This window comes from Frankia tisae, from assembly GCF_025403405.1.
Taxonomy (GTDB): domain Bacteria; phylum Actinomycetota; class Actinomycetes; order Frankiales; family Frankiaceae; genus Frankia; species Frankia tisai.
Genome location: NZ_JANEZT010000081.1, coordinates 1 through 19,981 on the forward strand (window position 1 = coordinate 1; position 19,981 = coordinate 19,981).

The 19,981-nt window shown below is 70.0% G+C and carries 23 protein-coding genes and 3 pseudogenes; 14 read left to right on the top strand and 12 right to left on the bottom strand.

Going from position 1 to position 19,981, the window contains the following annotated elements:
- Positions 1-97 precede the first annotated feature (97 nt).
- From NBZ85_RS10440 to NBZ85_RS10455, 4 genes are all read left to right on the top strand, one after another.
- On the top strand, positions 98-1,003 hold the full coding sequence (locus NBZ85_RS10440) for a TIGR03619 family F420-dependent LLM class oxidoreductase (protein ID WP_261556464.1): 906 nt from the start codon (positions 98-100) through the stop codon (positions 1,001-1,003).
- A gap of 61 nt (positions 1,004-1,064) precedes the next feature.
- Positions 1,065-1,898: an SDR family NAD(P)-dependent oxidoreductase gene (locus NBZ85_RS10445; protein ID WP_261556463.1), complete on the top strand. Its 834-nt coding sequence runs from the start codon at positions 1,065-1,067 to the stop codon at positions 1,896-1,898.
- A 39-nt stretch (positions 1,899-1,937) separates the two neighbouring features.
- Positions 1,938-2,432, top strand: a complete 495-nt coding sequence (locus tag NBZ85_RS10450; protein WP_261556462.1) for a nuclear transport factor 2 family protein — start codon at positions 1,938-1,940, stop codon at positions 2,430-2,432.
- Entirely contained in the window at positions 2,429-3,613 is a 1,185-nt protein-coding gene (locus NBZ85_RS10455) for a cytochrome P450 (protein WP_261556461.1), read from the top strand. Before NBZ85_RS10450 ends, NBZ85_RS10455 begins: the two co-directional genes overlap by 4 nt.
- Before the next feature lie 97 nt (positions 3,614-3,710).
- On the opposite strand, the gene NBZ85_RS10460 is transcribed toward NBZ85_RS10455, so the two are convergent.
- Entirely contained in the window at positions 3,711-4,916 is a 1,206-nt protein-coding gene (locus tag NBZ85_RS10460) for an ABC transporter substrate-binding protein (protein WP_261556460.1), read from the bottom strand.
- 576 nt (positions 4,917-5,492) lie between these two features.
- On the bottom strand, positions 5,493-5,807 hold the full coding sequence (locus NBZ85_RS10465; protein WP_261556459.1) for a type II toxin-antitoxin system Phd/YefM family antitoxin: 315 nt from the start codon (positions 5,805-5,807) through the stop codon (positions 5,493-5,495).
- Positions 5,808-6,042: 235 nt separating this feature from the next.
- On the opposite strand from NBZ85_RS10465, the pseudogene NBZ85_RS10470 reads away from it, so the two are divergent.
- Positions 6,043-6,743, top strand: a pseudogene (locus NBZ85_RS10470) (helix-turn-helix domain-containing protein).
- Positions 6,744-6,822: 79 nt separating this feature from the next.
- On the top strand, positions 6,823-8,061 hold the full coding sequence (locus NBZ85_RS10475) for an MFS transporter (RefSeq protein ID WP_261556458.1): 1,239 nt from the start codon (positions 6,823-6,825) through the stop codon (positions 8,059-8,061).
- A gap of 26 nt (positions 8,062-8,087) precedes the next feature.
- Here the strand turns inward: NBZ85_RS10475 and NBZ85_RS10480 are convergent.
- Positions 8,088-8,291: pseudogene (locus NBZ85_RS10480) on the bottom strand (hypothetical protein); the annotation flags it as partial.
- Between the two features lie 224 nt (positions 8,292-8,515).
- On the opposite strand from NBZ85_RS10480, the gene NBZ85_RS33725 reads away from it, so the two are divergent.
- Entirely contained in the window at positions 8,516-8,782 is a 267-nt protein-coding gene (locus NBZ85_RS33725; RefSeq protein WP_261556457.1) for a nucleotidyltransferase family protein, read from the top strand.
- 52 nt (positions 8,783-8,834) lie between these two features.
- Here NBZ85_RS33725 and NBZ85_RS10490 read toward each other — a convergent pair whose 3' ends face one another.
- Positions 8,835-9,449: a TetR/AcrR family transcriptional regulator gene (locus NBZ85_RS10490; RefSeq protein ID WP_261556456.1), complete on the bottom strand. Its 615-nt coding sequence runs from the start codon at positions 9,447-9,449 to the stop codon at positions 8,835-8,837.
- Between the two features lie 70 nt (positions 9,450-9,519).
- On the opposite strand from NBZ85_RS10490, the gene NBZ85_RS10495 reads away from it, so the two are divergent.
- Positions 9,520-10,677 carry an epoxide hydrolase family protein gene (locus tag NBZ85_RS10495; protein ID WP_261556455.1) on the top strand — a complete coding sequence of 386 codons (1,158 nt, stop codon included), beginning with the start codon at positions 9,520-9,522 and terminating at the stop codon, positions 10,675-10,677.
- Between the two features lie 260 nt (positions 10,678-10,937).
- On the opposite strand, the gene NBZ85_RS10500 is transcribed toward NBZ85_RS10495, so the two are convergent.
- Positions 10,938-11,258 (bottom strand): DUF1330 domain-containing protein, encoded by a 321-nt coding sequence (locus NBZ85_RS10500; RefSeq protein WP_261556454.1) that lies wholly within the window; start codon positions 11,256-11,258, stop codon positions 10,938-10,940.
- Between the two features lie 305 nt (positions 11,259-11,563).
- Here NBZ85_RS10500 and NBZ85_RS10505 point away from each other — a divergent pair, with 305 nt between their 5' ends.
- Positions 11,564-11,698 (top strand): alpha/beta hydrolase, encoded by a 135-nt coding sequence (locus tag NBZ85_RS10505; protein WP_261556453.1) that lies wholly within the window; start codon positions 11,564-11,566, stop codon positions 11,696-11,698.
- A 165-nt stretch (positions 11,699-11,863) separates the two neighbouring features.
- On the opposite strand, the gene NBZ85_RS10510 is transcribed toward NBZ85_RS10505, so the two are convergent.
- The 4 genes and pseudogenes from NBZ85_RS10510 to NBZ85_RS10525 form a co-directional block, all read right to left on the bottom strand.
- Entirely contained in the window at positions 11,864-12,583 is a 720-nt protein-coding gene (locus tag NBZ85_RS10510; RefSeq protein ID WP_261561866.1) for a hypothetical protein, read from the bottom strand.
- A 126-nt stretch (positions 12,584-12,709) separates the two neighbouring features.
- Positions 12,710-12,781, bottom strand: a pseudogene (locus NBZ85_RS33730) (helix-turn-helix domain-containing protein); the annotation flags it as partial.
- The gene (locus NBZ85_RS10520; protein WP_261556452.1) at positions 12,763-13,332 is read right to left on the bottom strand and encodes a hypothetical protein; all 570 of its coding nucleotides are present in this window, start codon (positions 13,330-13,332) and stop codon (positions 12,763-12,765) included. The pseudogene NBZ85_RS33730 and the gene NBZ85_RS10520, both read right to left, overlap by 19 nt.
- A gap of 61 nt (positions 13,333-13,393) precedes the next feature.
- On the bottom strand, positions 13,394-14,356 hold the full coding sequence (locus tag NBZ85_RS10525) for an LLM class F420-dependent oxidoreductase (protein ID WP_261556451.1): 963 nt from the start codon (positions 14,354-14,356) through the stop codon (positions 13,394-13,396).
- A 565-nt stretch (positions 14,357-14,921) separates the two neighbouring features.
- Between NBZ85_RS10525 and NBZ85_RS10530 the strand changes: the two genes are divergently transcribed.
- The 4 genes from NBZ85_RS10530 to NBZ85_RS10545 all read left to right on the top strand — a co-directional run bounded on the left by NBZ85_RS10530 (position 14,922) and on the right by NBZ85_RS10545 (position 17,661).
- Positions 14,922-15,230, top strand: a complete 309-nt coding sequence (locus NBZ85_RS10530) for a hypothetical protein (protein WP_261556450.1) — start codon at positions 14,922-14,924, stop codon at positions 15,228-15,230.
- Positions 15,231-15,548: 318 nt separating this feature from the next.
- Entirely contained in the window at positions 15,549-16,070 is a 522-nt protein-coding gene (locus NBZ85_RS10535; protein ID WP_261556449.1) for a P-loop nucleotide/nucleoside kinase family protein, read from the top strand.
- Positions 16,071-16,170: 100 nt separating this feature from the next.
- Complete coding sequence (locus NBZ85_RS10540) at positions 16,171-16,584, top strand: TetR/AcrR family transcriptional regulator (RefSeq protein WP_261556448.1); 414 nt, start codon at positions 16,171-16,173, stop codon at positions 16,582-16,584.
- A 150-nt stretch (positions 16,585-16,734) separates the two neighbouring features.
- A complete protein-coding gene (locus NBZ85_RS10545) occupies positions 16,735-17,661 on the top strand; it encodes a methyltransferase domain-containing protein (protein WP_261556447.1) in 927 nt (308 codons plus the stop codon).
- 810 nt (positions 17,662-18,471) lie between these two features.
- On the opposite strand, the gene NBZ85_RS10550 is transcribed toward NBZ85_RS10545, so the two are convergent.
- From NBZ85_RS10550 to NBZ85_RS32635, 3 genes are all read right to left on the bottom strand, one after another.
- Entirely contained in the window at positions 18,472-18,600 is a 129-nt protein-coding gene (locus NBZ85_RS10550) for a hypothetical protein (protein ID WP_261559508.1), read from the bottom strand.
- Between the two features lie 309 nt (positions 18,601-18,909).
- Positions 18,910-19,131 carry a hypothetical protein gene (locus NBZ85_RS10555; protein WP_261559507.1) on the bottom strand — a complete coding sequence of 74 codons (222 nt, stop codon included), beginning with the start codon at positions 19,129-19,131 and terminating at the stop codon, positions 18,910-18,912.
- Complete coding sequence (locus tag NBZ85_RS32635) at positions 19,128-19,496, bottom strand: DUF1028 domain-containing protein (RefSeq protein ID WP_261559506.1); 369 nt, start codon at positions 19,494-19,496, stop codon at positions 19,128-19,130. The genes NBZ85_RS10555 and NBZ85_RS32635 overlap by 4 nt, the downstream gene beginning before the upstream one ends.
- A 108-nt stretch (positions 19,497-19,604) precedes the next feature.
- Here NBZ85_RS32635 and NBZ85_RS10565 point away from each other — a divergent pair.
- Positions 19,605-19,981 (top strand): Zn-ribbon domain-containing OB-fold protein (locus tag NBZ85_RS10565; protein WP_261561865.1); only part of this gene is annotated, 377 nt, incomplete at its 3' end.

Genomic DNA, 19,981 nt, shown 5'->3' on the forward strand with positions numbered 1-19,981 from the left:
GGTTGACAAAAATTGGGGGTGATCTTACGGTCTGCGAATCCTCGCGGCGACGGTGCCGGGGGACCGGCCGAGCCGGTGCTGGAGGGAGATCGCCCCCGTGGACCTCTGCCTGTTCGCCCGGCCCGACCTGGCCCCCGGCGGGGACTTCGACGCCTTCCTCGCGATGGCCCGCCAGGCCGACGCGGCCGGGCTGCACTCGCTGTGCTTCGGCGAGCATCTCGTGATGGCGCCCGACACCTCGCGCTACCCCTACGGGCCCTGGGGTCATCCGCCCGACACGGCCTGGCCGGATCCCCTGCTGTCGCTGGCCGCGGTCGCCGCGGTCACCGAGCGGATCCGGCTGTCGACCGCGGTGCTGCTCGCCCCGTTGCGGGCCGGTCTCGTGCTCGCCAAGGAGGTCGCGACGCTCGACGTGATCTCCCGCGGGCGGGTCGAGCTCGGCGTCGGGACCGGCTGGCAGTCCGAGGAGTACACCGGCGTCGGACTGGTCTGGGCCGAGCGCCGGCGCCGCTTCGACGAGGTGATCGAGACCTGCCGGGTGGTCTGGGGGGAGCAGCCCTTCTCCCTGCCGCTCGACACCGGCCGCCTCGACACCGGCCGCCTCGAGGGCCTGACCGCGCGGCCCGTGCCCGTGCAGCCCCGCATCCCGCTCTACTACGGGGTGGCCGCGACGGCGGCCAACACGCGGCGCATCGCCCGCCTCGGTGACGGGTGGACGCCGGTGGGCGTCGGGCCCGAGCAGGTGCGCGCTGGTGTGGCCGCGCTGCGCTCGGCGTACGCCGACGCCGGTCGCGACCCGGCGACGCTCGTCGTGCGGGTGCCGCTGCCACCCGTGCCCGACGCGGGCGGCGGGGTCGACGTGGCGCGCACCGTCGCCGCCGCCGAGCCCTACCTCGAGGCCGGGGCCACGATGGCCGTCGCCGGTCCCAACCACCGCCTGCGTTCGGCGGCGGAGGCGGGGGACCTGATCGAAGGCCTTGCCGCTGCGGCAAAGGCACTCTGAGCAGCCACTGCGTCACGTCTGTTGCGCGTACCCGTCGGAAGATCCAGGATCGGAGATCATCATGAGTCTGCGGGGGAGGGTGGCACTCGTCACCGGGGCGGCGTCGGGCATCGGCGCCGCGACCGCGCGGGTGCTCGCCGCTGACGGCGCCAAGGTCGTCGTTGCCGACATCGACCAGCAGGGGGAGGCGGTGGCGAAGGAGATCGTCGCCGCCGGCGGCGAGGCCGTCTTCCACCGGGTGGACGTGCGCCGCCGCGACGAGGTGCAGGCGGCCGTCGCCGCCGCCGAGTCCACCTTCGGCCACCTCGACACGGTGATCGCGAACGCGGGCACCGTCGGCGGCCCGGCCGTGGCGCGCCGGCTGGAGGACCTCGACGAGGAGCGGTGGACCGCCATCCTCGACATCAACCTCGCCGGCACCATCCGCACCTTCGCCGCCGCCGTTCCGGCCCTGCGCCGCGCGGGCGGCGGGGCGATGTCGGCGACCGCGTCGATCGCCGGGCTCACCGGCGTGGCGGGGCAGGCCGCGTACAGCGCGTCGAAGGGCGGCATCGTCGCCGTCGTGCGGGCCCTTGCCTTCGAGCTGGTCGCCGATGGGATCCGGGTCAACTGCGCGTGCCCGGGCGGGGTCGCCACCAACCTGCTGGCGAACACCGACGTGCTGCCGGTACTCACGGCCCAGGCCCAGGCCCAGGCGGCGTCGGCGTCGGCGTCGGGCGGGCCGGCCGGCGGACCGGGGCCGCAGGCGCTGATGAACCGGGCCGCGGACCCGGCGGAGGTGGCGCGCGTCCATCGCTTCCTGGTTTCCGACGAGGCATCGCTCGTCAACGGGCAGGCGGTCGTCTGCGACGCGGGGAGCTCGGTGGCGAACCTCTGGATGGTCATCGACCGCTGATCTGGCGAAACCGCTGATCGGACGAAAAGGAGTAACCGCATGCCAGACTTACCGGACGACCGCGGGCTGGCCGAGATCGGCTGGCGCGCCGGCACGGTCCTGCATCGCTACTGCCGGGCGATCGACCAGGGCGACGCGGGCGCCCTGCGGGAGGTTCTCGCCGCGGACGCCGCCCTCGTCGTGGCCGGCGGGAGCGTCGAGGGCGGCCCGGGAAGCGAGCAGGTCTTCTCCGGCCGCGACACCGTGGTGGGCATCCTGGCCTCGCTGTTCGACCAGCGGCAGTGGGCCCGCCACCTCGTGTCCAACCTCCTCGTCGACGTCGAGCCCGACGGCTCCGTCGACGTGCGCAGCTCCTTCCAGTACTGGCTGGGCCGGGCTGACGGCACCGCCCACGGCGTCGGCGACTACCACGTGACACTGCGCGAGACTGACGGCCGCCTCGCGATCACGACCCTCTCGGCGACCATCCTCGAGGAGATCGCTCTGCCCGCCGCGGCCCCGGCCGTCTCGACCGCAGGAGCAGCGACCATATGACGATCATGGAGACCGAATCGATCGACCTGTACTCGCTGGCGAGCTTCGAGCACGGGCATCCGCACGGGCTCTACGCCCGGCTGCGCGAGCACGACCCCGTGCACTGGAACGACGAGCCGAACGGGCCGGGCTTCTGGGCGGTCACCCGCTGGGAGGACATCCGCGCCGTCAACCGCGACGACGAGAACTTCTCCCACTGGCCGGTCTCCATGATCGAGGACTTCATGGAGACCGAGGACAAGTCGATGGTGAACCTCGACCCCCCGCTGCACACGGTGATCCGCCGCGCGGTCGTCCCCGGGTTCATGCCCTCGGCGGTGCGCCGCCGGATGACCCGCTTCGTCGACGCCGCCGAGGCGATCATCGAGGAGATCCGCCCGGCCGGCGGGTGCGATCTCGCCGTGGACGTGGCCGGGAAGATCGCGGCCTACGTGACGGCCGACGTGCTGCGCATCCCCCGCGAGGATGCGCTGCGCCTCTACGAGTACATCGAGATCGGCCTCGGCGGTGGCGCCTACACCGAGCAGGAACGCCAGGCCGCGACCGAGGCGTTGATCCAGTACTCGATCCAGGTGTGGGAGGACCGCCGGGCGAATCCCGGCGACGACGTCTGTTCGATGCTCGCGGCCTGCGAGCTGGACGGGGCGCCGATGAGCCTGGAGAACTTCTCGGCCAACATGACCCTGCTCATCGTCGGCGCCGGCGACACCACCCGGCACCTGATCGGCGGCGGCCTGCACGCCCTGTTCACCCATCCCGACCAGCGCGAACATCTGATGGCGGATCTGACCGGCCGGATGCCCGCCGCCGTCGAGGAGATGCTGCGGTGGGTCACGCCGGTGGTCTACAACCGCCGCACCGCCCTGCGCGATGTCGAGATCGGTGGGCGGAGCATCAGCGCCGGTGACAAGGTGTGTGTCTACTACGGTGCCGGCAACCGGGACCCGGAGGAGTTCGCCGACCCGGAGCGTTTCGACATCACCCGCTCGCCCAACCGCCACCTCGCCTTCAGCGGCGTGGGCCAGCACTTCTGCCTCGGCGCCCATGTGGCCAGGGCGGAGGCGATCACGATGATCACCGCGTTGCTGCAGGCCTTCCCCGACATCCACCCCGACGGCGAGATGGCGTGGACTCGGTCGAACTTCGTCATGGGCCCCGCGCACCTGCCCGTCACCTGGTGACGACGCCGGCGCCGGTGGGGGGCGGCGCCGGCGTCGTCGGCGGGGCGAGCCCTCCCCGGCCGGGTGACCGGGGAGGGCTCGCGGGGGCGGCGCGCCGCTACTGGGTGATCTCCCGGCCGCAGCGGTCCCGGTCGATCACGTCGAACGCTGTGCCCGTCGGGTTGACCTGGACGAACGAATAGCAGTTCGTCGTCCTGCCGAGGCCGGTGGCGAAGTCGACCGGAGCGATCAGACCGTCGGCGTCGTAGTGCGTCACCGACCGCAGCCCGTCGATGAACGCCCGCCGGGTGGGGCAGGGGCCGGCCGCCTCCAGTCCGCGGATGAACATGTCAGTGTCGACGTAGGACATCAGCGCGAAGTCGTGTTGCGCCTGCGGGAGCTGGGGTGCGAAGCGGGTCACCGCCTTTTCGTAGGTTTCGACGGCCGCGCCGCCGAGTTCGAACGGGCGGTAGAAGACGGGGATGACGAGCCCGGCCACCTGCGCGCCCGAGGTCTCCAGCAGCTGCTGGTCGTATCCGGTGACCGCCATGACGAGCCCCGGTTGCCGGCCGGCGCCGCGCAGGGCGTGCAGCACCTGGAGATAGTCGGGCGGCTGGATGAGGAAGATGACCGTGTCGGCGCCCGACTCGACGATCCGCCGCGCGGTTTCCTCGGGATTGTCGGCCTGCGACGAGTAGTTCAGGGTGCCGGCCGGCTCGAGCCCGGCGGCCCGGATGCTCTGGTCGTATTTCGAGGTGAGCTCCGAGACGCTGGAGGACAATGCGGCCTGAACCAGCAGGACACGTTTTCCCCCGCGGCTGTGCACGAAGGTGCCGAAGGTGTCCACCGCGTTCCCGTCCGTGTAGGAGAACGAGAACATGTTCCGGTAGTGCGACCAGATGTCCTCGGTCGCGATCCCGGTCACGGGAACACCGCGGTCGGCGAGGTACTGGGCGCTGCCGCCGGCGGAGAAGGAGGACTCGATGACGCCGAAGGCGTTCTGCCGTTCCACCAGCGTGCGGGCGCCCTGGCCGTTCGCCTCGGCGGTCCCGCGGTCGTCCTGCCAGTCGTAGACGATTTTCCGGCCGTGGACGCCGCCGCGCTCGTTGGCCAGGCCAAGCCGGGCATCGATGCCGGCCCGGGAGGAGCTGAAGGTGGGCGCGAGTACGCCCGAGTCGGGATAAAGGAGACCGATTCTCACCTCGTTCGGCGTGACCCCGGGGCTGTCGCAGCCGGCCGCTTCTGTCCCCTGGAACGTGCAGCCGGTCAGCGTCGCGACGGCGAGCAGGGCCAGCGCGGGGGCTAGGCGGAAATGCCGGTGCATAAGGGGGGTAACTCCGAGGTCGGACGGTCTTCCAGGAAAAGGGCGCGGGCCGGTCCGGCGTGCGCCCGGCCGAGCGGGTGGGGCCCCACAATGCGGCCGCGGAGGAATGCGGCGGCGTCGCCGACGGCCGCCGGGCGGGAACGCGGGATGGGTATCGAACGGGTATCCGTCATTTCGGCAGCTTAGGGTGCGAGTATCCACTGGGTAAACCAATATGCCGGCACGGCCTGCGGGGGATTTCGGGCCGGCTCCAGCCGCGACTGTCGGTCCTGGTTCGATTCGTTTGACGTCGGCCGTGGTTGTGTGAGATCCCGTCTGCGGGTCGCTGCCCGATCAGGCGAGGTCAAGCAGCCTCGGCGAGCCCCTGGCAGGTCTGGGGACGAGATCGACGACGTCGTTCCGCATCCTCGCCCAGTCACCAGCCCCGACTTGCGAGAGCCCGGTCTGCGAGCGTCTGCGATCGCCGGCCCGGCTGCGACCGCCTGAGCAGGACGGATGACGATTCCGGGAAGCACAGCGTTCGACCTCACCGCTCCCAGAACCCGCAGCTTCGGGCCGTATTGGGATCACCTTCCGCTAGGGACGGCCGCCACGGTCCGGGTGCGGCGGCTGGCGATGCTCCGCGGCGATGTCGAACCGTCGGGCCGGGGCGGGTACGGGTTGGATCGGATCGATCCGCGGCCGGCCGAGCTCGATCCGGTCGTCGGGCCGTTCCTCCCGTTCCTCCCCGGCGTCCAGCGCCTCCAGCCGGGCGAGGTCCTCGGCCGAAACCAGCGCAGCCACGGCTTTCCCATGTCGAGTCAGGCTGATCCGCTCGCCGCTGAACGCGACCCGGCTGACGAGGTCGGAGAGCTCGCCGCGCGCCTGAGTGACGGGAACCTGACGAGTCATGCGCTCAAGACGTACAGTCTGTACAGAACGCCAAGAGAGGAGAGTCTGCTCATGTTGCTAGTGTCCCACCGCTCCGGCGCGGGGCTCGCCCGGCGACCCGCGACCGTGGCCGACGACGGGATGGCCCGTGGCCCGGCCAGCAGCTCGACGTTCCCGCTCGGCGGACCTACCCGTAGGCGGGCCAGCCCACCCACTGTCCTGAGTCGTTAGTTCATTCATAGATCGTAGAGTGGGTATGCCTGGACCGACCGCCGTGCAGATCGTGCTGACCGACGAGGAGCGGCAGGTGCTGGAGAGTTGGGCGCGTCATCCGAAGACCTCGCAGGCGCTCGCGCAGCGGTCGCGGATCGTGTTGGCGTGCGCGGAGGGTGCGACGAACGGGCGGGCCGCGGCGGTGGTCGGGGTGTCGCTGCCCACGGTGGCGAAGTGGCGGAACCGGTTCGCCGCAGACCGGTTGGAAGGGTTGTCGGACGAGCCTCGGCCGGGCCGGCCGCGCACCGTGTCCGACAGCAAGGTTCATGAGATGATCACGAAGACGTTGGAGCAGGCTCCGTCGAACGGCGACACCCATTGGTCGTCGCGGTCGATGGCGAAGGCGAGTGGGTTGTCGCAGTCGACGGTGTCGCGGATGTGGCGCGCCTTCGGGTTGAAGCCGAATCTGGTTGAGACGTGGAAGCTTTCGACCGATCCGCTCCTCGGTCCCGACCGACCTCGTCGTCATGGATGAATCTGGTCGAACGCTGGTTCGCTGAACTCGCCCGCCGGAAACTCCGCCGTTCGACGCACCGGTCCGTCGTCGAGCTCGAAGCCGACATTCGAAAGTGGACCAACGCGTGGAACAAGGACCCGAGGCCGTTCGTCTGGACGAAGACCGCCGACCAGATCCTCGAAACCCTCGCCGCCTACTGCGAACGAATTAACGACTCAGAACATTAGGCGGCGATTTGGATCATCGCTCGCCGAAGATTGTCCGGTAAGTGGACATCCTTAACCTTTGGTGCATACAATTCCGAAAATGGGCGATGCCACCGGAATCGAGACAGACGCCGATGTGCAACAAGAGGTTCCTCTCCGGCGCAACGAGGGCTTCCGTATGCTGTGGATCGGCCAGCTGCTCTCCGATACTGGCTCAGGGATCGGCCTGCTCGCCTACCCGTTGCTTATCCTGGCGCTGACCCACTCGGCGGTGCTCGCCGGGGTGGTGGGGACGTCGCGGGCAATTACCCTGCTGTGCCTGCAGCTGCCCGCCGGGGCGCTCTCCGACCGGTTCGACCGGCGGCTGACTATGATCACTTGCGACACCATGCGCGCGGTCCTGCTGGCCCTGCTCGGCATCCTGATCGTGACCCATCTCGCGTCCTGGCCGGTCGTCCTGGTCGTGTGCCTGATCGAGGGAGGCGCAGGCGCCATCTTCAACCCGGCGGCTGCCGCGGCACTGCCGGGGATCGTGCCGGACGGGCAACTGGAGCAGGCGTCGGCCGCCGCGGAGGCCAGGACCTACGCTGCCGCCCTGGCCGGCCCGGCGCTCGGCGGGGCTCTTTTCGGGCTGGGCCAGGCCGTCCCGTTCCTCGCTAATGCCGTCTCCTACGTTGTCTCGTTCGGCACGGTGAACAGGATCCGGGGGCAGTTCCGCCCGGAGAACGCGGCCGAGCGCAAGGCGTTGTGGCGCGAGGTGGCCGATGGCCTGCAGTTCGTCTGGCAGGTGCCGATCCTGCGCGCGGTAGCGATAACGGCACCCTTGGTGAACTTCGCCTTCACTGGCGTGATCTTCACCGTCACGCTCGCGCTGCGTTATCACGGTACCTCCACTGCGGTACTCGGCCTGGTGCAGGCGGCCATCGCGGCCGGCGGGCTGCTCGGCGCCCTAGTGGCACCCCGGCTGCAGGGGCGCATGCGCCTAGGAACCCTGGCCACCACGATCACCCTGGCTGGGGCCCTGCTGTTCGGCGCTGCGGCACCGCTCCTCCCGTCGCCGCTGGTGGCGGCGCCGATCGCCATAGCGCTGCTGCTCGCGCCGGCCGTGAACGCCGCGCTGTTTGCCGTGACGCTCCGCAGTGCACCGGCAGAAATGCGCGGCCGGGTCATCAACACCGTGGTCATGGCGACTACCGCGCTGGCTGCGCTGGCGCCGCTGACCGCGGGGCTGCTTGTCCAGCACGTGTCCGGCGCCTGGGCGGTGGGCGCCTTCGCCGCCACGGCCGCCGTCGCGGCAGTGCTGTGCCTGATCCTGCCAGGTTTGCGGCATGCTGCATGAGCCGCACGGATGAAGATTTCGGCAAGGGCGAAGACGAGTAGGCATCGAGCTGATTTCAGTACTTCGACCGGCCCGCCGTGCAGGGCCAGGTGCCGCGTGCCGAGCAAGAGGGCTACCACGGATAGGTCGACGGCCGGTGCGATCACGGGTGCGACCCGGATCGGCACCCCGGGCCGCAGGCCGAGCGCGAGCTCGTTGCTGAATCCGAAGAGGAATGTCAAGACGGTCACAGTTTTTCAGGTATTCGCCGTGGACCTGTCGTGGGGTGCGGTAGTCGAGTGCCGAGTGGTGGCGTGTCGTGTTGTAGCGGAGTTCGATGATCGGGTGATGTCGCGTCTGGCGTGTTCGCGGGTGGGGTAGGCGGTGCGGTGGGCGCGTTCGTTTTTGAGGGCGGCGAAGAATGATTCTGCCATGGCGTTGGTGTGTCCTGAAGGGAGCTGGATGAGGTTCTGCGATGGAAGGAGGAGCACTCAACCACCGGTGGGAACTGGCCGGCCTCGGCGGCGTCCAGGACCTCGGCCAGGCCCGGTGCGTCGGCGACGCCGACGAGTTCGGCGATTCGGCGCGCTTCCGCGACCGCCGCGGCGCGCTTGGCGGCCGGATCGCCGAGGTGCGCCGGCGCTACGGCGTCGCCGAGCTGTCCGTCTTCGGCTCGGTGGCCCGCGGCGACGACACCGATGAATCGGATGTCGACCTGCTGTACGTGGCCCGTCGAGGCTGAGCGCGAAGGTTCGGACAAGTCTCCGCGCCGCGCGTCCGGATGTGTCCGCTGGTCATTGCTCCACGGCCCGCAGGATGGGTATGAGTGCGTCGTCGACGAGGGCGGATTGCGCGGCTGGGTCGGGCGCGGCGCCGGTGAGCAGAATGTCCATGAAGAGCGCGGCCACGGCGAGGGACATGACCCGGTCGGCCGAGGCGAGGTTGACGCTTTCCCCGCGTGCGGTCGCACGGGTGCAGATGGCCCGGCCGACGTCCGCGGCGTTCTCATCGATCTGGGATCGGACCAGGCTCCGCAGAGTCGCATCGTCGCGGATCCCCTCCAGTAGTCCGAGGAGCGATGGTGCTCCCGTGAGGGTGCGCACGATGCCAGCGACCGCGGCGGTCAGGTCATCGCGCAGTGTGCCCGTGTCGGTGACTTCCGGGTCGTTGCTCTCCGCGCGGCGGCGCAGAGCGTCCGCGACCAGCTCGGCTTTCCCCGGCCAGTGTCGGTACATGGTGGTCTTCGAGGCCCGGGCCCGCGCCGCGATCGCGTCGACGGTCACGCGTTCGTAGCCGACCTCCGTCACCAGCTCCGCGACCGCGTCCAGGATCGCTCCCCGGCGCGCCTCGCCGCGGCGAGAGGGTCGACCGAGGTCAGCCGTGGTCCGACGGGCGGGGTGTGCAGGCACAGTTCGACTCCAATATGTACGGTACCGTATCGTACACATCATACGCGACCGCCCCGAAGGGGAATCACCGATGAACGACACCATCGAGCCCGTCACCCTCGCCATCCCTGACGAGCAGCTCGACGACCTTCGCCGCCGTCTCGCCCTCACCCGGTGGCCGGCCGGTCGGACCGTGAGCGACTCGAGTCAGGGCCCGACCCTGGAGCGGCTGCGGGACCTGGTCGAGCATTGGCGGGACGGTTACGACTGGCGGCCGACGGAACGGTGGCTGAACGAGGCTGGTCAGTACCGGACGACCATCGACGGCCTGCCGATCGACTTCCTGCACATCCGGTCCCCCGAACCGGAGGCCCTACCAATGATCATGACTCATGGCTGGCCCGGGTCGATCCTGGAATTCCGGAAGGTGGTCGGCCCGCTGACCGATCCGGCCGCCCACGGAGGAGACCCCCGGGACGCGTTTCATCTCATCATCCCCACGCTGCCCGGCTTCGGGTTCTCCGCCAAGCCCGCCGAGACCGGCTGGAACCTCCAGCGCATCGCAAGAGCGTGGATCGTTCTCATGGAAAGGCTCGGCTACGACCGGTGGGCCGCCCAGGGCGGCGATCTCGGTTGCGGAGTCACGGATGAGATCGCCCGCCGGCAACCGGCAGCCCTGCTGGGAATGCACCTGAACTTCGCAATGTTCGGGCCGACCGCGGATGAGATCGCGGACGCGACACCGGAAGAACAAGCCATGCTGCGCAGCGCCCGGTACTTCTGGGACAACCTGTCCGGCTACGCCAAAGAGCAGCAGACCCGCCCGCAGACGATCGGCTACTCACTCGCAGACTCGCCCGTGGGCCAGGCCGCCTGGGTTTATGCCATGATCCAGGACACCTGCGGCACCCCGGGTGACGCGGAAGCCACGTTCACCCTCGACGAGCTGCTGGACGAGATCATGATGTACTGGCTACCCAACTCCGGCGCCTCCGCCGCCCGCCTCTACTGGGAACTCGACCGGGCCAACTGGTCGACCCCCGCGACTATCGAATCCCCCACGAAGCTGCCGGTCGGATTTACGATGTCACCGAAGGAGCATGTGCGGAAATCCCGTCGCTGGCTGGAACGCCGCTACAGCGACGTCGTCTACTTCAACGAACTTCCAGCCGGTGGCCACTTCACCGCACTCGAACAGCCCCACGGGTTCGTGGCCGATGTTCGGGCCACCTTCGCACCCCTGCGCTGAGCCGTCATCACCTGGCGATTCCTCGTAGCATTCCCCGTCACCCACCAGCACTGGGCATGGACGATTTCGCCAGGAGCCACGGGGGTGTGGACGCCCAGTGGGTCGCCCACGGATGGCGGATGGCGGATGGCCAGACTCTGTCGACCTCGACGTAGTCGAGCGCCATGATGCCGGCGGAGACCCATGGCAGTCTCGCCATATTGGCCTCGGCTGGGTGGCCGGGGGCGGGTGGCGTCGACCGCTACGGGTCTGGTGTCGTGTCATGCCGGCTGCCTCTCGACGCCGTCGACGAACAGCAGCCGGCGTCGCACGGCGCGCTGCCGGTAGGCGAGGGCCTGTGCGTACTCGGCTGAGGCGTACCAGGCGTGGATGGCCTGTTCGTCGGGGAACTCGACCACGATGATCTGCTGGCGGTCGGCGGCCGGTGGTGCCCAGTCGTCTCCCTCGAGCACTTCAGGACGTGCTCCCCGGACGAGGTATCTGCCGCCGAAGTGGGCGATGGCGGGAGCGGCAAGCTCGCGATAGCGCTCCCACGCCTCGGCGTCGATGACCTCGACTTGGGAGATCAGGTACGACTTCACGGTTCCTCCAACATTGGTGAATCGCCGCTGCGCCGCCGCTGGAACCAGTACAGCTGAGGCTGTCTGGTCCGGCATCAGCATGTCGACTGCAGTTTGCGGGCACCCCGTTGACGGTTGTCGCGCGGGGTGCCCTCTACTGGGCACGCCAGCCGTCCGGCGGGCCGCCGACATCCGATCGAGGAGATGCCCTACATGCCTGGCCTTTCCACCGTCGTCCTCGTGCACGGGGCGTTTGCGGACGCCTCTGGCTTCGGGGGCGTCATCACCAAGTTACGGGCGGACGGCTACCGCGGTCGAGGGACCGGTTGTGCTGGTGGGGCCACTCCTACGGCAGCGCGGTGATCTCCCAGGCGGCGGCGTCGCTCGACAACGTCACCGGCCTGGTGTTCCTTGCCCAGCCGGAGAAGGTTGCCGTGTTCATCAGGCGGGCCCTCGGGTGACCCCGCCGATGCGACCGCCCGCGCGCTCCCCTCAGGCTGCCATCACGCACATCCGCTCGACCCCACCGATCGGAGCGCGACCATGACCTTCGCCACCCCGCTGGAGGCCATCACCGCGCTGGTCGCGGCTCGCGACGACGGTGATGTGTCGGCGGCGCTCGCGTGCTACGCGCCGAACCCGACGCTGGTGGCCCAGCCTGGGACCGTGGTCAGCGGCAGGGAGGCCGCGAAGGCGGCCGTCGAGGGGTTGCTGAGTCCTTCGGCGGCGAGCTTCGCGATCTCCCACTGCTGGCTGGTCCAGCGGTGCGGCCGGCCGGCCAGCTCCGGCACGATCGCCCCACTGGCCCGCAGTTCTGCTCCGGCGCGGTCCTGCCACGGTTGGGCTTCGAGCTCGAGGAACGTTGCGCGAGCCGATTCCAGCATCGGCCGTGCCTCACCGATCCGCCGTTGCCGTCGCAGCCACTCACCGAAGTCCAACTGGATCAGGGCGCGCTCGAACGGCCAGCGCGCCGTGTCCGGGTCATCGACAGCACTCCGGTAGTGACCTTCCACGGCATCGGCGCGGGCCAGCAGCGCACGGGCGTGACCGAGGATCACCCGCAGCCGGCCGGACAGCAGGCCTGGTAGGTGTTCCTCGATGCCGTGCAGCAGGTGTCGGCCTTCGTCGATGCGGCCGGCGCGGGCGGCGGCCAGGGCCGCGGCCCCGGTCGGGGAGCCGTGCCAGTGCAGCGGGCTCCCGTCGGGCCGGAACATCCGCGTGAAATGCTCGAAGGACTCGAGGTAGCGGGTGGCGGCGAAGGCCGAAAGACCCAGTGCGTATCTCGCCCGGACCTCGACCGCCCGGCAGTGCTCGCCGCGGGTGCCGGCAAGGGCCTGCGCGGCCATCCGGTCGGCCTGCCCAACGTGGCCTGCAGTGGACCTTTCGACGGCTCGGCCAACCACCGTGTTTCCAGATCCCGCTTCCACAAGCGCCCGGTTGTACACATAGCGAACACAACCAAACGTCGCGGCAAGCTGCGCGGACTGCACCACATCCGGGTAGAAGCGATAGCGGTACGCCCGCTTCACCACCCGGCTTCCCATAACCCACAGAATAGCACACCTGTTCGACGGGCTGGCGCTGTTGTTGATGCGCCAAACCCGCCCTGAAGAACGGGGCCTACGCGCCACGTTTCATGGTCATTGGACAGCTCGGTCTCGTCGAGCAGCCATGCGGCGCAGCCCAGTCGCGACAGCGTCGGTTCGTCGTCTCCGGCGAGCACGGCCAACCGCTGCAGCCTGGTCGTCGACTCGGTGCGGTCATCCCCGGTGGACAGGTACGCCTCGATCCACAACTTCTTGGCCAGTTCCGGCACGTGCGCCCGTGCCGGTCTGGCCACGCTCAGGCGCGCATACGCCCGCCGCACGAGCGCTCGCGCCTCCGGCGAACCGGACTGCGTACCGACCGCGGCGGCAACGGCGAGGACGTCCCATCCGAAGTCGTCGGGCGGTCGACGTGACCGTTCCACGGCCGCGGCGAGCAGTCGGGTCGCGGCGGTGAAGTCGCCTCGGGAGGCACTGATCCACGCGACAGCCAGGCGGGCGCCGGTCTTCAGCTCGACCGTGGTCGCAATCGACCATGTGCGGGTGGCCATCGACACTGCACGCTCACCGTGGCTGTCGGTCTGTCCAGAAAGTGCGACAGAGCCGTTGTTCTTACAGCCCCAGGGCCGCTCGGGACCCTCGGGCCAGTTCTCCGGCGAGTCGCCAGGTACGCAGCCGGTCGTCGTCGGTACGGAAGGCGGCGGGGGAGATGCGCACGTCGGTCGCCCCGGCGTCCAGGTATTGCCGGATCCCGGCGGCGACGGTGTCCTCGTCACCGATCAGGGCGACGTCGGCGGGGTGGACCGCGCCCTCCGAGTTCAACACGGCACGGTAGGAGGGGACGTTGCCGTAGGCGGCCAGGGCCCGCTCCGCGTGGGCGCGGGTTTCCGCGATATCGGCGGTGACGGCGGCAGGGACACCGACCGCGATGGTGGGGTCGGGACGACCGGCGGCGCGTGCCGCCTCGACGATGGTGGGGACGATCGACTCGGCGAGGGTGCGCGGCCCCGCCAGGTAGGGCAGCGTTCCGTCGGCCAGTTCGCCCGCGGCGCGCAGGGCCTGGGGGCCCATGGCCGCGACGAGCAGCGGGATCGGAGGGGTGATGCCGTTCCGCGGACCCGTGGGCGACGTCGTGGGCAGGCGGGCGGTGACGGTCGGGCCCTGGACATCGGCGGTACCGGTCTCGAACACCGAGCGCAGGATGCGGAGATAGTCGCGCAGGTGGCGGATGGGCCGCTCGAACGGGACGCCGAAGGCGTCCTCGACCACGGCCCGGTGTCCCAGGCCGATGCCGAGGAGGAAACGGCCGTCGGCGGCGATCTGCGCAGTCCTGGCCTGGGCGGCGGTCACGACGGGATGGCGCGGGTACATCGGTACCGCCGCGGTGCCGATCCCGATGCCGGGGACCTCCCGTCCGACGAGGGCGGCCACGGTGATCGCGTCGATGTCGAGTCCCTGGGAGAACCAGATGGTGTCGACGCCGGCATCCGCCGCCTCATGGGCGCGTTCCAGGATGACACGCAACGTGTCGCCGATGGGGGTTGCTCCGGTATGCAGCGAGATCCCGATGCCCACGGATGACCGACTCCTTCGATGACGCGTCGCGAATCTGAACATCCTTCCAGACGCTCGAGGACGCTCCACTATTCCTGGCCCTCCCCGCGCCGGCGCTCCCGGCCGCGGGATGAGCCGCGGAGTTGCGGAGCGACGTGCTGTAGGCCGTCGTCAGCACGGCGACCCCAAGGAGAGACCGGGCTGCTGGAGGCATTGCAGGAGCCCGGATTCCGAGCCGGGGGGATGATGCGGGGAAACGCGATTCCAGAGCTGCTCCAGGAAGGTGAGGGCACCTTGTCCGCTGGCCTGTTGCAGCCGCACTTCCCGCGCCAACTCCTTGGCTTCCGCGTCGGTGCCCCCGAGGACGAATGTCACCCTGGGAAGGAGGCGAGGAGTGACCGCCGCTCGCCACCCCGCGCGAGGTTCGGTCTGCCGGATATCGGGCGAGGTCCACGGGCTGCTTGGGCGAGTTGTCGGGGGCGGCCAGGCGGAGCCGTCGGCGGAGGCGTCGGCGAGGCGGTGCACGGCTGTTTCCGCGCTGGCCTGAACCGGCCAGAGCTTCACCATCCCCGGCGACAATTGTGGGGTGCCGAACCATCATGACCGCGCCGACATCGAGCAGACCGTCGATCTGCTCGTCGGCCGGCTCGCCGCCCGCATGCGCACCGAGCAGGGCATCGATCTCACCCTCGGCCCGCGCGCCCGCGCCCGCCTCCTCGTCGAGCTCACCGCTGACCCACACCCCGACGACCACAGCATCGGCTCCTCACTCGAGGACATGCTGATCACCCCGCTCGATCAGGCCCTGAGCACGCACGGCCCGACACGGTCGGGCACCCTGACGGTCACCGACGTGGCCCGCGAGTACGGCGCCTGGACGGTGACACTCACCTGACCAGCGTGAAACACCCGCCCACCCGGTTGGCGGTTCTCGATCATGGGTCAGGGCATGGCGACCCAACCGCCACGCGTGAACATGACTGCCTGACCGTCATCGGTGCTCTCGCCCAGCACGGTGGACGGCTCGTCCCGGCACTCGATCCGACTGGCCTACCACCTCGGGCTACAGGTCGGCGGGCCATATGGCTTTGCCCTCGCCTGGCGTACCGAACTCCTCAGGAAATGACCACTGATGCGAGCACGGAGCGTAGCACTTCTCCCGGGTCAACCAGACGAAGATCCCGACCATTCAAGATCTTGTAGCCTCGCCCTCATGGACGAAGCGGATCTTCTGCCGGACCTCCTCGGGACAGAGCGCGGTCTCGTCGTGATGATGTGCGGCCTGCCTGGCTCGGGTAAGAGTACGTATGCGCGGGTCCTTGAGCGTCGCGGTTATACCCGACTCTCGATCGACGAGATTGTGTGGATATGGGCCGGCCGCGATGGGGCTGAACTCGATCCGGCGGAGTACGAGCAGCTCAAGTCGACGGCCGAGCAACAACTGTGGGACGACCTGATCCGCCTGCTGGTGGCGAAGGTACCCGTGGTCATCGACTACAGCTTCTGGAGCCGGTCCACCCGAGATCGATACAAGGCCGTGATCGAGAGCCACGGATGCCGATGGGAACTCGTCCGTCTGAAGGCGGACCTCGAAACACTCCGGCGTCGATTGGCGATCCGCAACCAGCGCAACAACGCGAACAGCGTCACCGTCTCCGATGAGCTCCTGGAACGCTACTTCGCCACCTTCCAGGAGCCCGTGGGCGAGGGGGAGCGCGTCATCTTCCAGGAGTGAGCCGGTGCGACGCAGCCTTGCCGGTCAGGACGCAAGCAGTTCGATGTCGATGCGGCGCTGGACCGGGCGATGCGGGTGTTCTGGCAGCAGGGGTACGCAGATGCCTCGCTGGATCTGCTCGGGCTCCGCCGCCGGGCTTGGCCGAGGGTCGCTCTACGGAGCCTTTGGCGGCAAGGACGCCCTGTTCCGCAAGTGCCTCGACCGCTACGCCTCGATCTACGGCGCTCAGTACGAGCGGGCGCTCGCCGCATATCCGGACAATCCGGTGCGCGCGGTGGAGGCGTTCTTCGGTGTCGTGCTGGACCGCATCGCCGACCCGTCGGCACCGGGCGGATGCCTCCTCGCACGGTCGGCCTCGCAGTCGCCGACCCTGAACGCGGTCAACCAGTCGCTGGCGGTGCTGAGCCGTGCCGGCACGACGGACGCCGACCTGCACTCCGTTGTCCGGATCGCCTGCACCACCGTGGCGGAGACGCTCGCACGAGCAAAAGCCAGGAGCACTCACGGACACTGACCGGTGCCGCTGCCGGTATGGGCGGAGAGCCGACACCCGTTCGAGCTGCCCGGGGTGACCGGGAGCATGCCGGGGATCGCACGGAAGAGGTTCGCGGCACCGCCGAACGGGACAGGCCCTCTGATGAGGAAGAGGAAGGAGCACTGCCTGATGCAGCCGTCCCCGATCAGCGATCGCCGCACGCCCGGTTCCGACCGCACTGTTCCGCCTCCAGGCCGCCCGTCGGCGTCCGGCCGCGAGCTCCGGGAGCCGCCGTTCGATGAGCCCCGGGTGCTCGCCGTCGTCGACGGCCCGGACACGGCCGACTACACGGACGCGGCCGACTATGTGGCGCACACGGCGACGCTGCGGGGAGTCGTCCGGCAGCGGCTGGTCACCCGCGCACTGACCGGGCATCTGCCGCCCGCGCCAGCGCGGCTGCTGGACATCGGCGGCGGGAACGGCGTGCAGGCCTTGGAGTTCGCCCGGCGGGGATACAACGTGACCGTCTGCGAGCCCGACTCGCGGATGTTGGCCGAGACGCGACGCGGGCTGGCCGACGCCCCCGAATCGGTCCGGCGGCGCGTCGAGCTGGTCCAGGGGGACGGGCGGGACGCCGTCCACCTGGTGGGGACCGGCTGGGACGCCATCTTCTGCCATGGCGTCATCATGTTCGTCCCCGAGCCGGCGCCCCTGTTGAACGTCCTCGTCGAGCTCACCCGGCCCGGCGGGATCATCTCCGTGGTCGGCAAGAATGGCCCGGCGCTCGCGCTGCGGGCGGGCCTGCAGGGTCGCTGGCGGGACACCGCAGCGCTGCTCGGTGAGCCCGGGTCCGCCGGAGCCGTCGGGCCGGGCCGGCAGCCGGCGGTGCAGCCGCGACCCGGCGACGATCCGGCGAACGTCGCCGCGATCCTCACCGCCGCCGGGACGCGGTCGCTCGCCTGGTACGGGATCAGGACCTTCACCGATCATCTCGGCGGCATCCCACCGGGGCCGGACGTGGACGCCGTCATCGACGCCGAGTGGGCAGCCGGGGCGCGGGACCCCTATCGCGGGATCGCCCGCCTCATCCATCACGTTCATCGCCGGACCGGGTAGCGCGGCGGCTGCCGGCGGGTCCGACCATCCGGATTTCTGGCCGTGCCGACGTTCGGCTCGGCAGTGTTCTGCCCGGCCCGGCCCGGCCCGGTGCGATCGCGCTCGGGGTGAGCTTCTTCAACGGCATGGCGGTGGCGACCGCGCTGGCGGTCGGGGCCACCATGATCGCCTCGCTTGGGGTACTGGGCCCGCTGGTCACAGTTCGTCGCCCGGCGCCGCGTCGTCGCGGTCGCCTCGGACCAGGCCTACCTGCAGCGCGTGCGGAAGACGCCGTCCGCCGTCCCGGCTGCCGGCCTACGACCCCGCCCGACGCCTCACCCAGGTCTTCGACACCTCCCCGGCCGTCACCACCTACCCGGAGGAACAATCCCGCCTGGTCTGGCAGGACCACTCCTTTCCGCCCCTCCCTCTAAGCGGCGAACAGTCCTGGTTCCGCCCGGCCCGGGAGAAATTCGGTGTCGTCAGCGCGGGTGTGCCGAGTATTCTGCGCGCCGTGGACCATGAAGAGCCTCGACCAGCAGACGGCGCGGGCCAGACGGTACGCGACCGCCTTCGTGGATCTCTTCGTGGCGCTATGAAGCGGCGGGACTCCGTTGACGTCATCGCCGCCCACCTCGACGGCCCAGCCCATGGCCGCCCACGCCATCGGTCCGGGTCGGCGTGACCTCGCCGCCGTCCGGTGACGACCGGACCAGAGCCATGATCATGGAGCACTGGCGGGCTTCCGAGCAGGGGGACAGCGCGGCCGAGCACGCCATCTACGCGGCGGACGCGATCCTGGACTATCCACAGTCCGGGGAACGGTTCCGCTCAGCTCTCGGTGAGCATGGTCCCGCCGACGAGGAACAGGTCGGCCTTGGCGCCGCGCCGGCCCAGTTCGTCGTTGAGCTCCCGGAGCAGGCCAATGATCGACTCGCGGCCGAGACCTGGGCCGGTCATGTCACGCTCGCGGGAGCGCGCCGCTGGTGATGAACACTCCTCGCGCGCTGAAGACGGGAGTCGCGACCATGCCGGCCGCGACGGCGGCGGCGTCGTCGTCGGTCTGGAAGGCACGCAACGGGTCCACGTTCCCACGGCACGCTGCTGATCATGCTCGCTGCCTGTCGAACCCGCCGGTGACACGCCACGATTCGGGGCATGTCTTCTGAGCAAGGTGCATCTCCGCGGCCCGGGCGGACGGCCAGTGATGTCTCGCCGCGAGCGCCTTCGTAGGTGGCCGGGAGGGGCGTGCGGCCGTTCAGTCCTCGTTCAGTCGGACTGGTCTTCGAGGATCTGGAGTGCGGCCTGGGCGGCTGACGGGTCGAGGCGCCCGGAGGCGGCCAGCCGGCGCAGGAAGGGCGTGGCGTCGTGCAGCCTGCCGGCCCGGGTGAGTGCGAGCGCGGCGGCGCCCACAGCGGTCAGGTCGTCGGGCGTGATCGCCAGTGCGGCCTCGATGTGGGCCAGGTCCTCGTAGAGCCCGTCCGGGCTCATGGCGTGGAGGAGATGCTGGAAGGACCGGTGCAGGTCCCACAGTCTGCGTAGCTCTCCGAATCGACGACCCGCAGCGCGGCGGACTGGCGGCCGCGTAGGTCGCCGCCCATCCCGTCCGCCGCTGCCAGTGCGGCGACCAACCGGGCGGGGAACGGCTGCGCCCACGAGGCGTCGTAGGCCGCGACGGTTCGCTCGGCGACGTCGGGATGCTCCATCCACCGCCGCGGCGCCCCCGCCTGCACCGCCACGGCGCCCACTCCCGGACGTAGGTGGGGGACACCCGCACCCACGGCAAGAACACGGCTCGCGGTCGCGACTCCCAGTCGGCCAGTCCCAGGATCACGCGCCACGATCGAGACCGTCACCTGTACAACCCCAACGGTCGACGCCTATATCCATCCCTGTCCCTCCGCGGGGTCGTCGACCAGGCCCGAGATATATGCTCGACCCGCGAGTCGAGAAAAAGTTGTCGGGTGGCTGGGGGCAGGATGGCTCGGATCAACCACGACACCGTCGAGCTGTGGCAGGGGTGGCAGCGGCGAGAGCTGCGCGTCGACCGCTGCAAGGACTGCGGCACCTGGGTCTTCCCGCCGCGGCCGTTCTGCCCCGACTGTTGGTCGGATGCCCTGGTGGGGACCGCGCTCGGCGGGTCGGGACGGCTGGTGTCGTACTCCCTGCCCCGCGTCGCACCGGGGTCACCGCCGGTGGTCAGCGGGGTCGTGGCGCTGACGGAGGCGCCGGGCGTGCGGTTGTTGGCCCGCATCGTGGGGGTCGAGCCGGAGCGGGTCACCCTCGGGATGCCGCTGACCCTCGGCTGGTGGGAGGACGCCGGCGGGGTGTACCCGCAGTT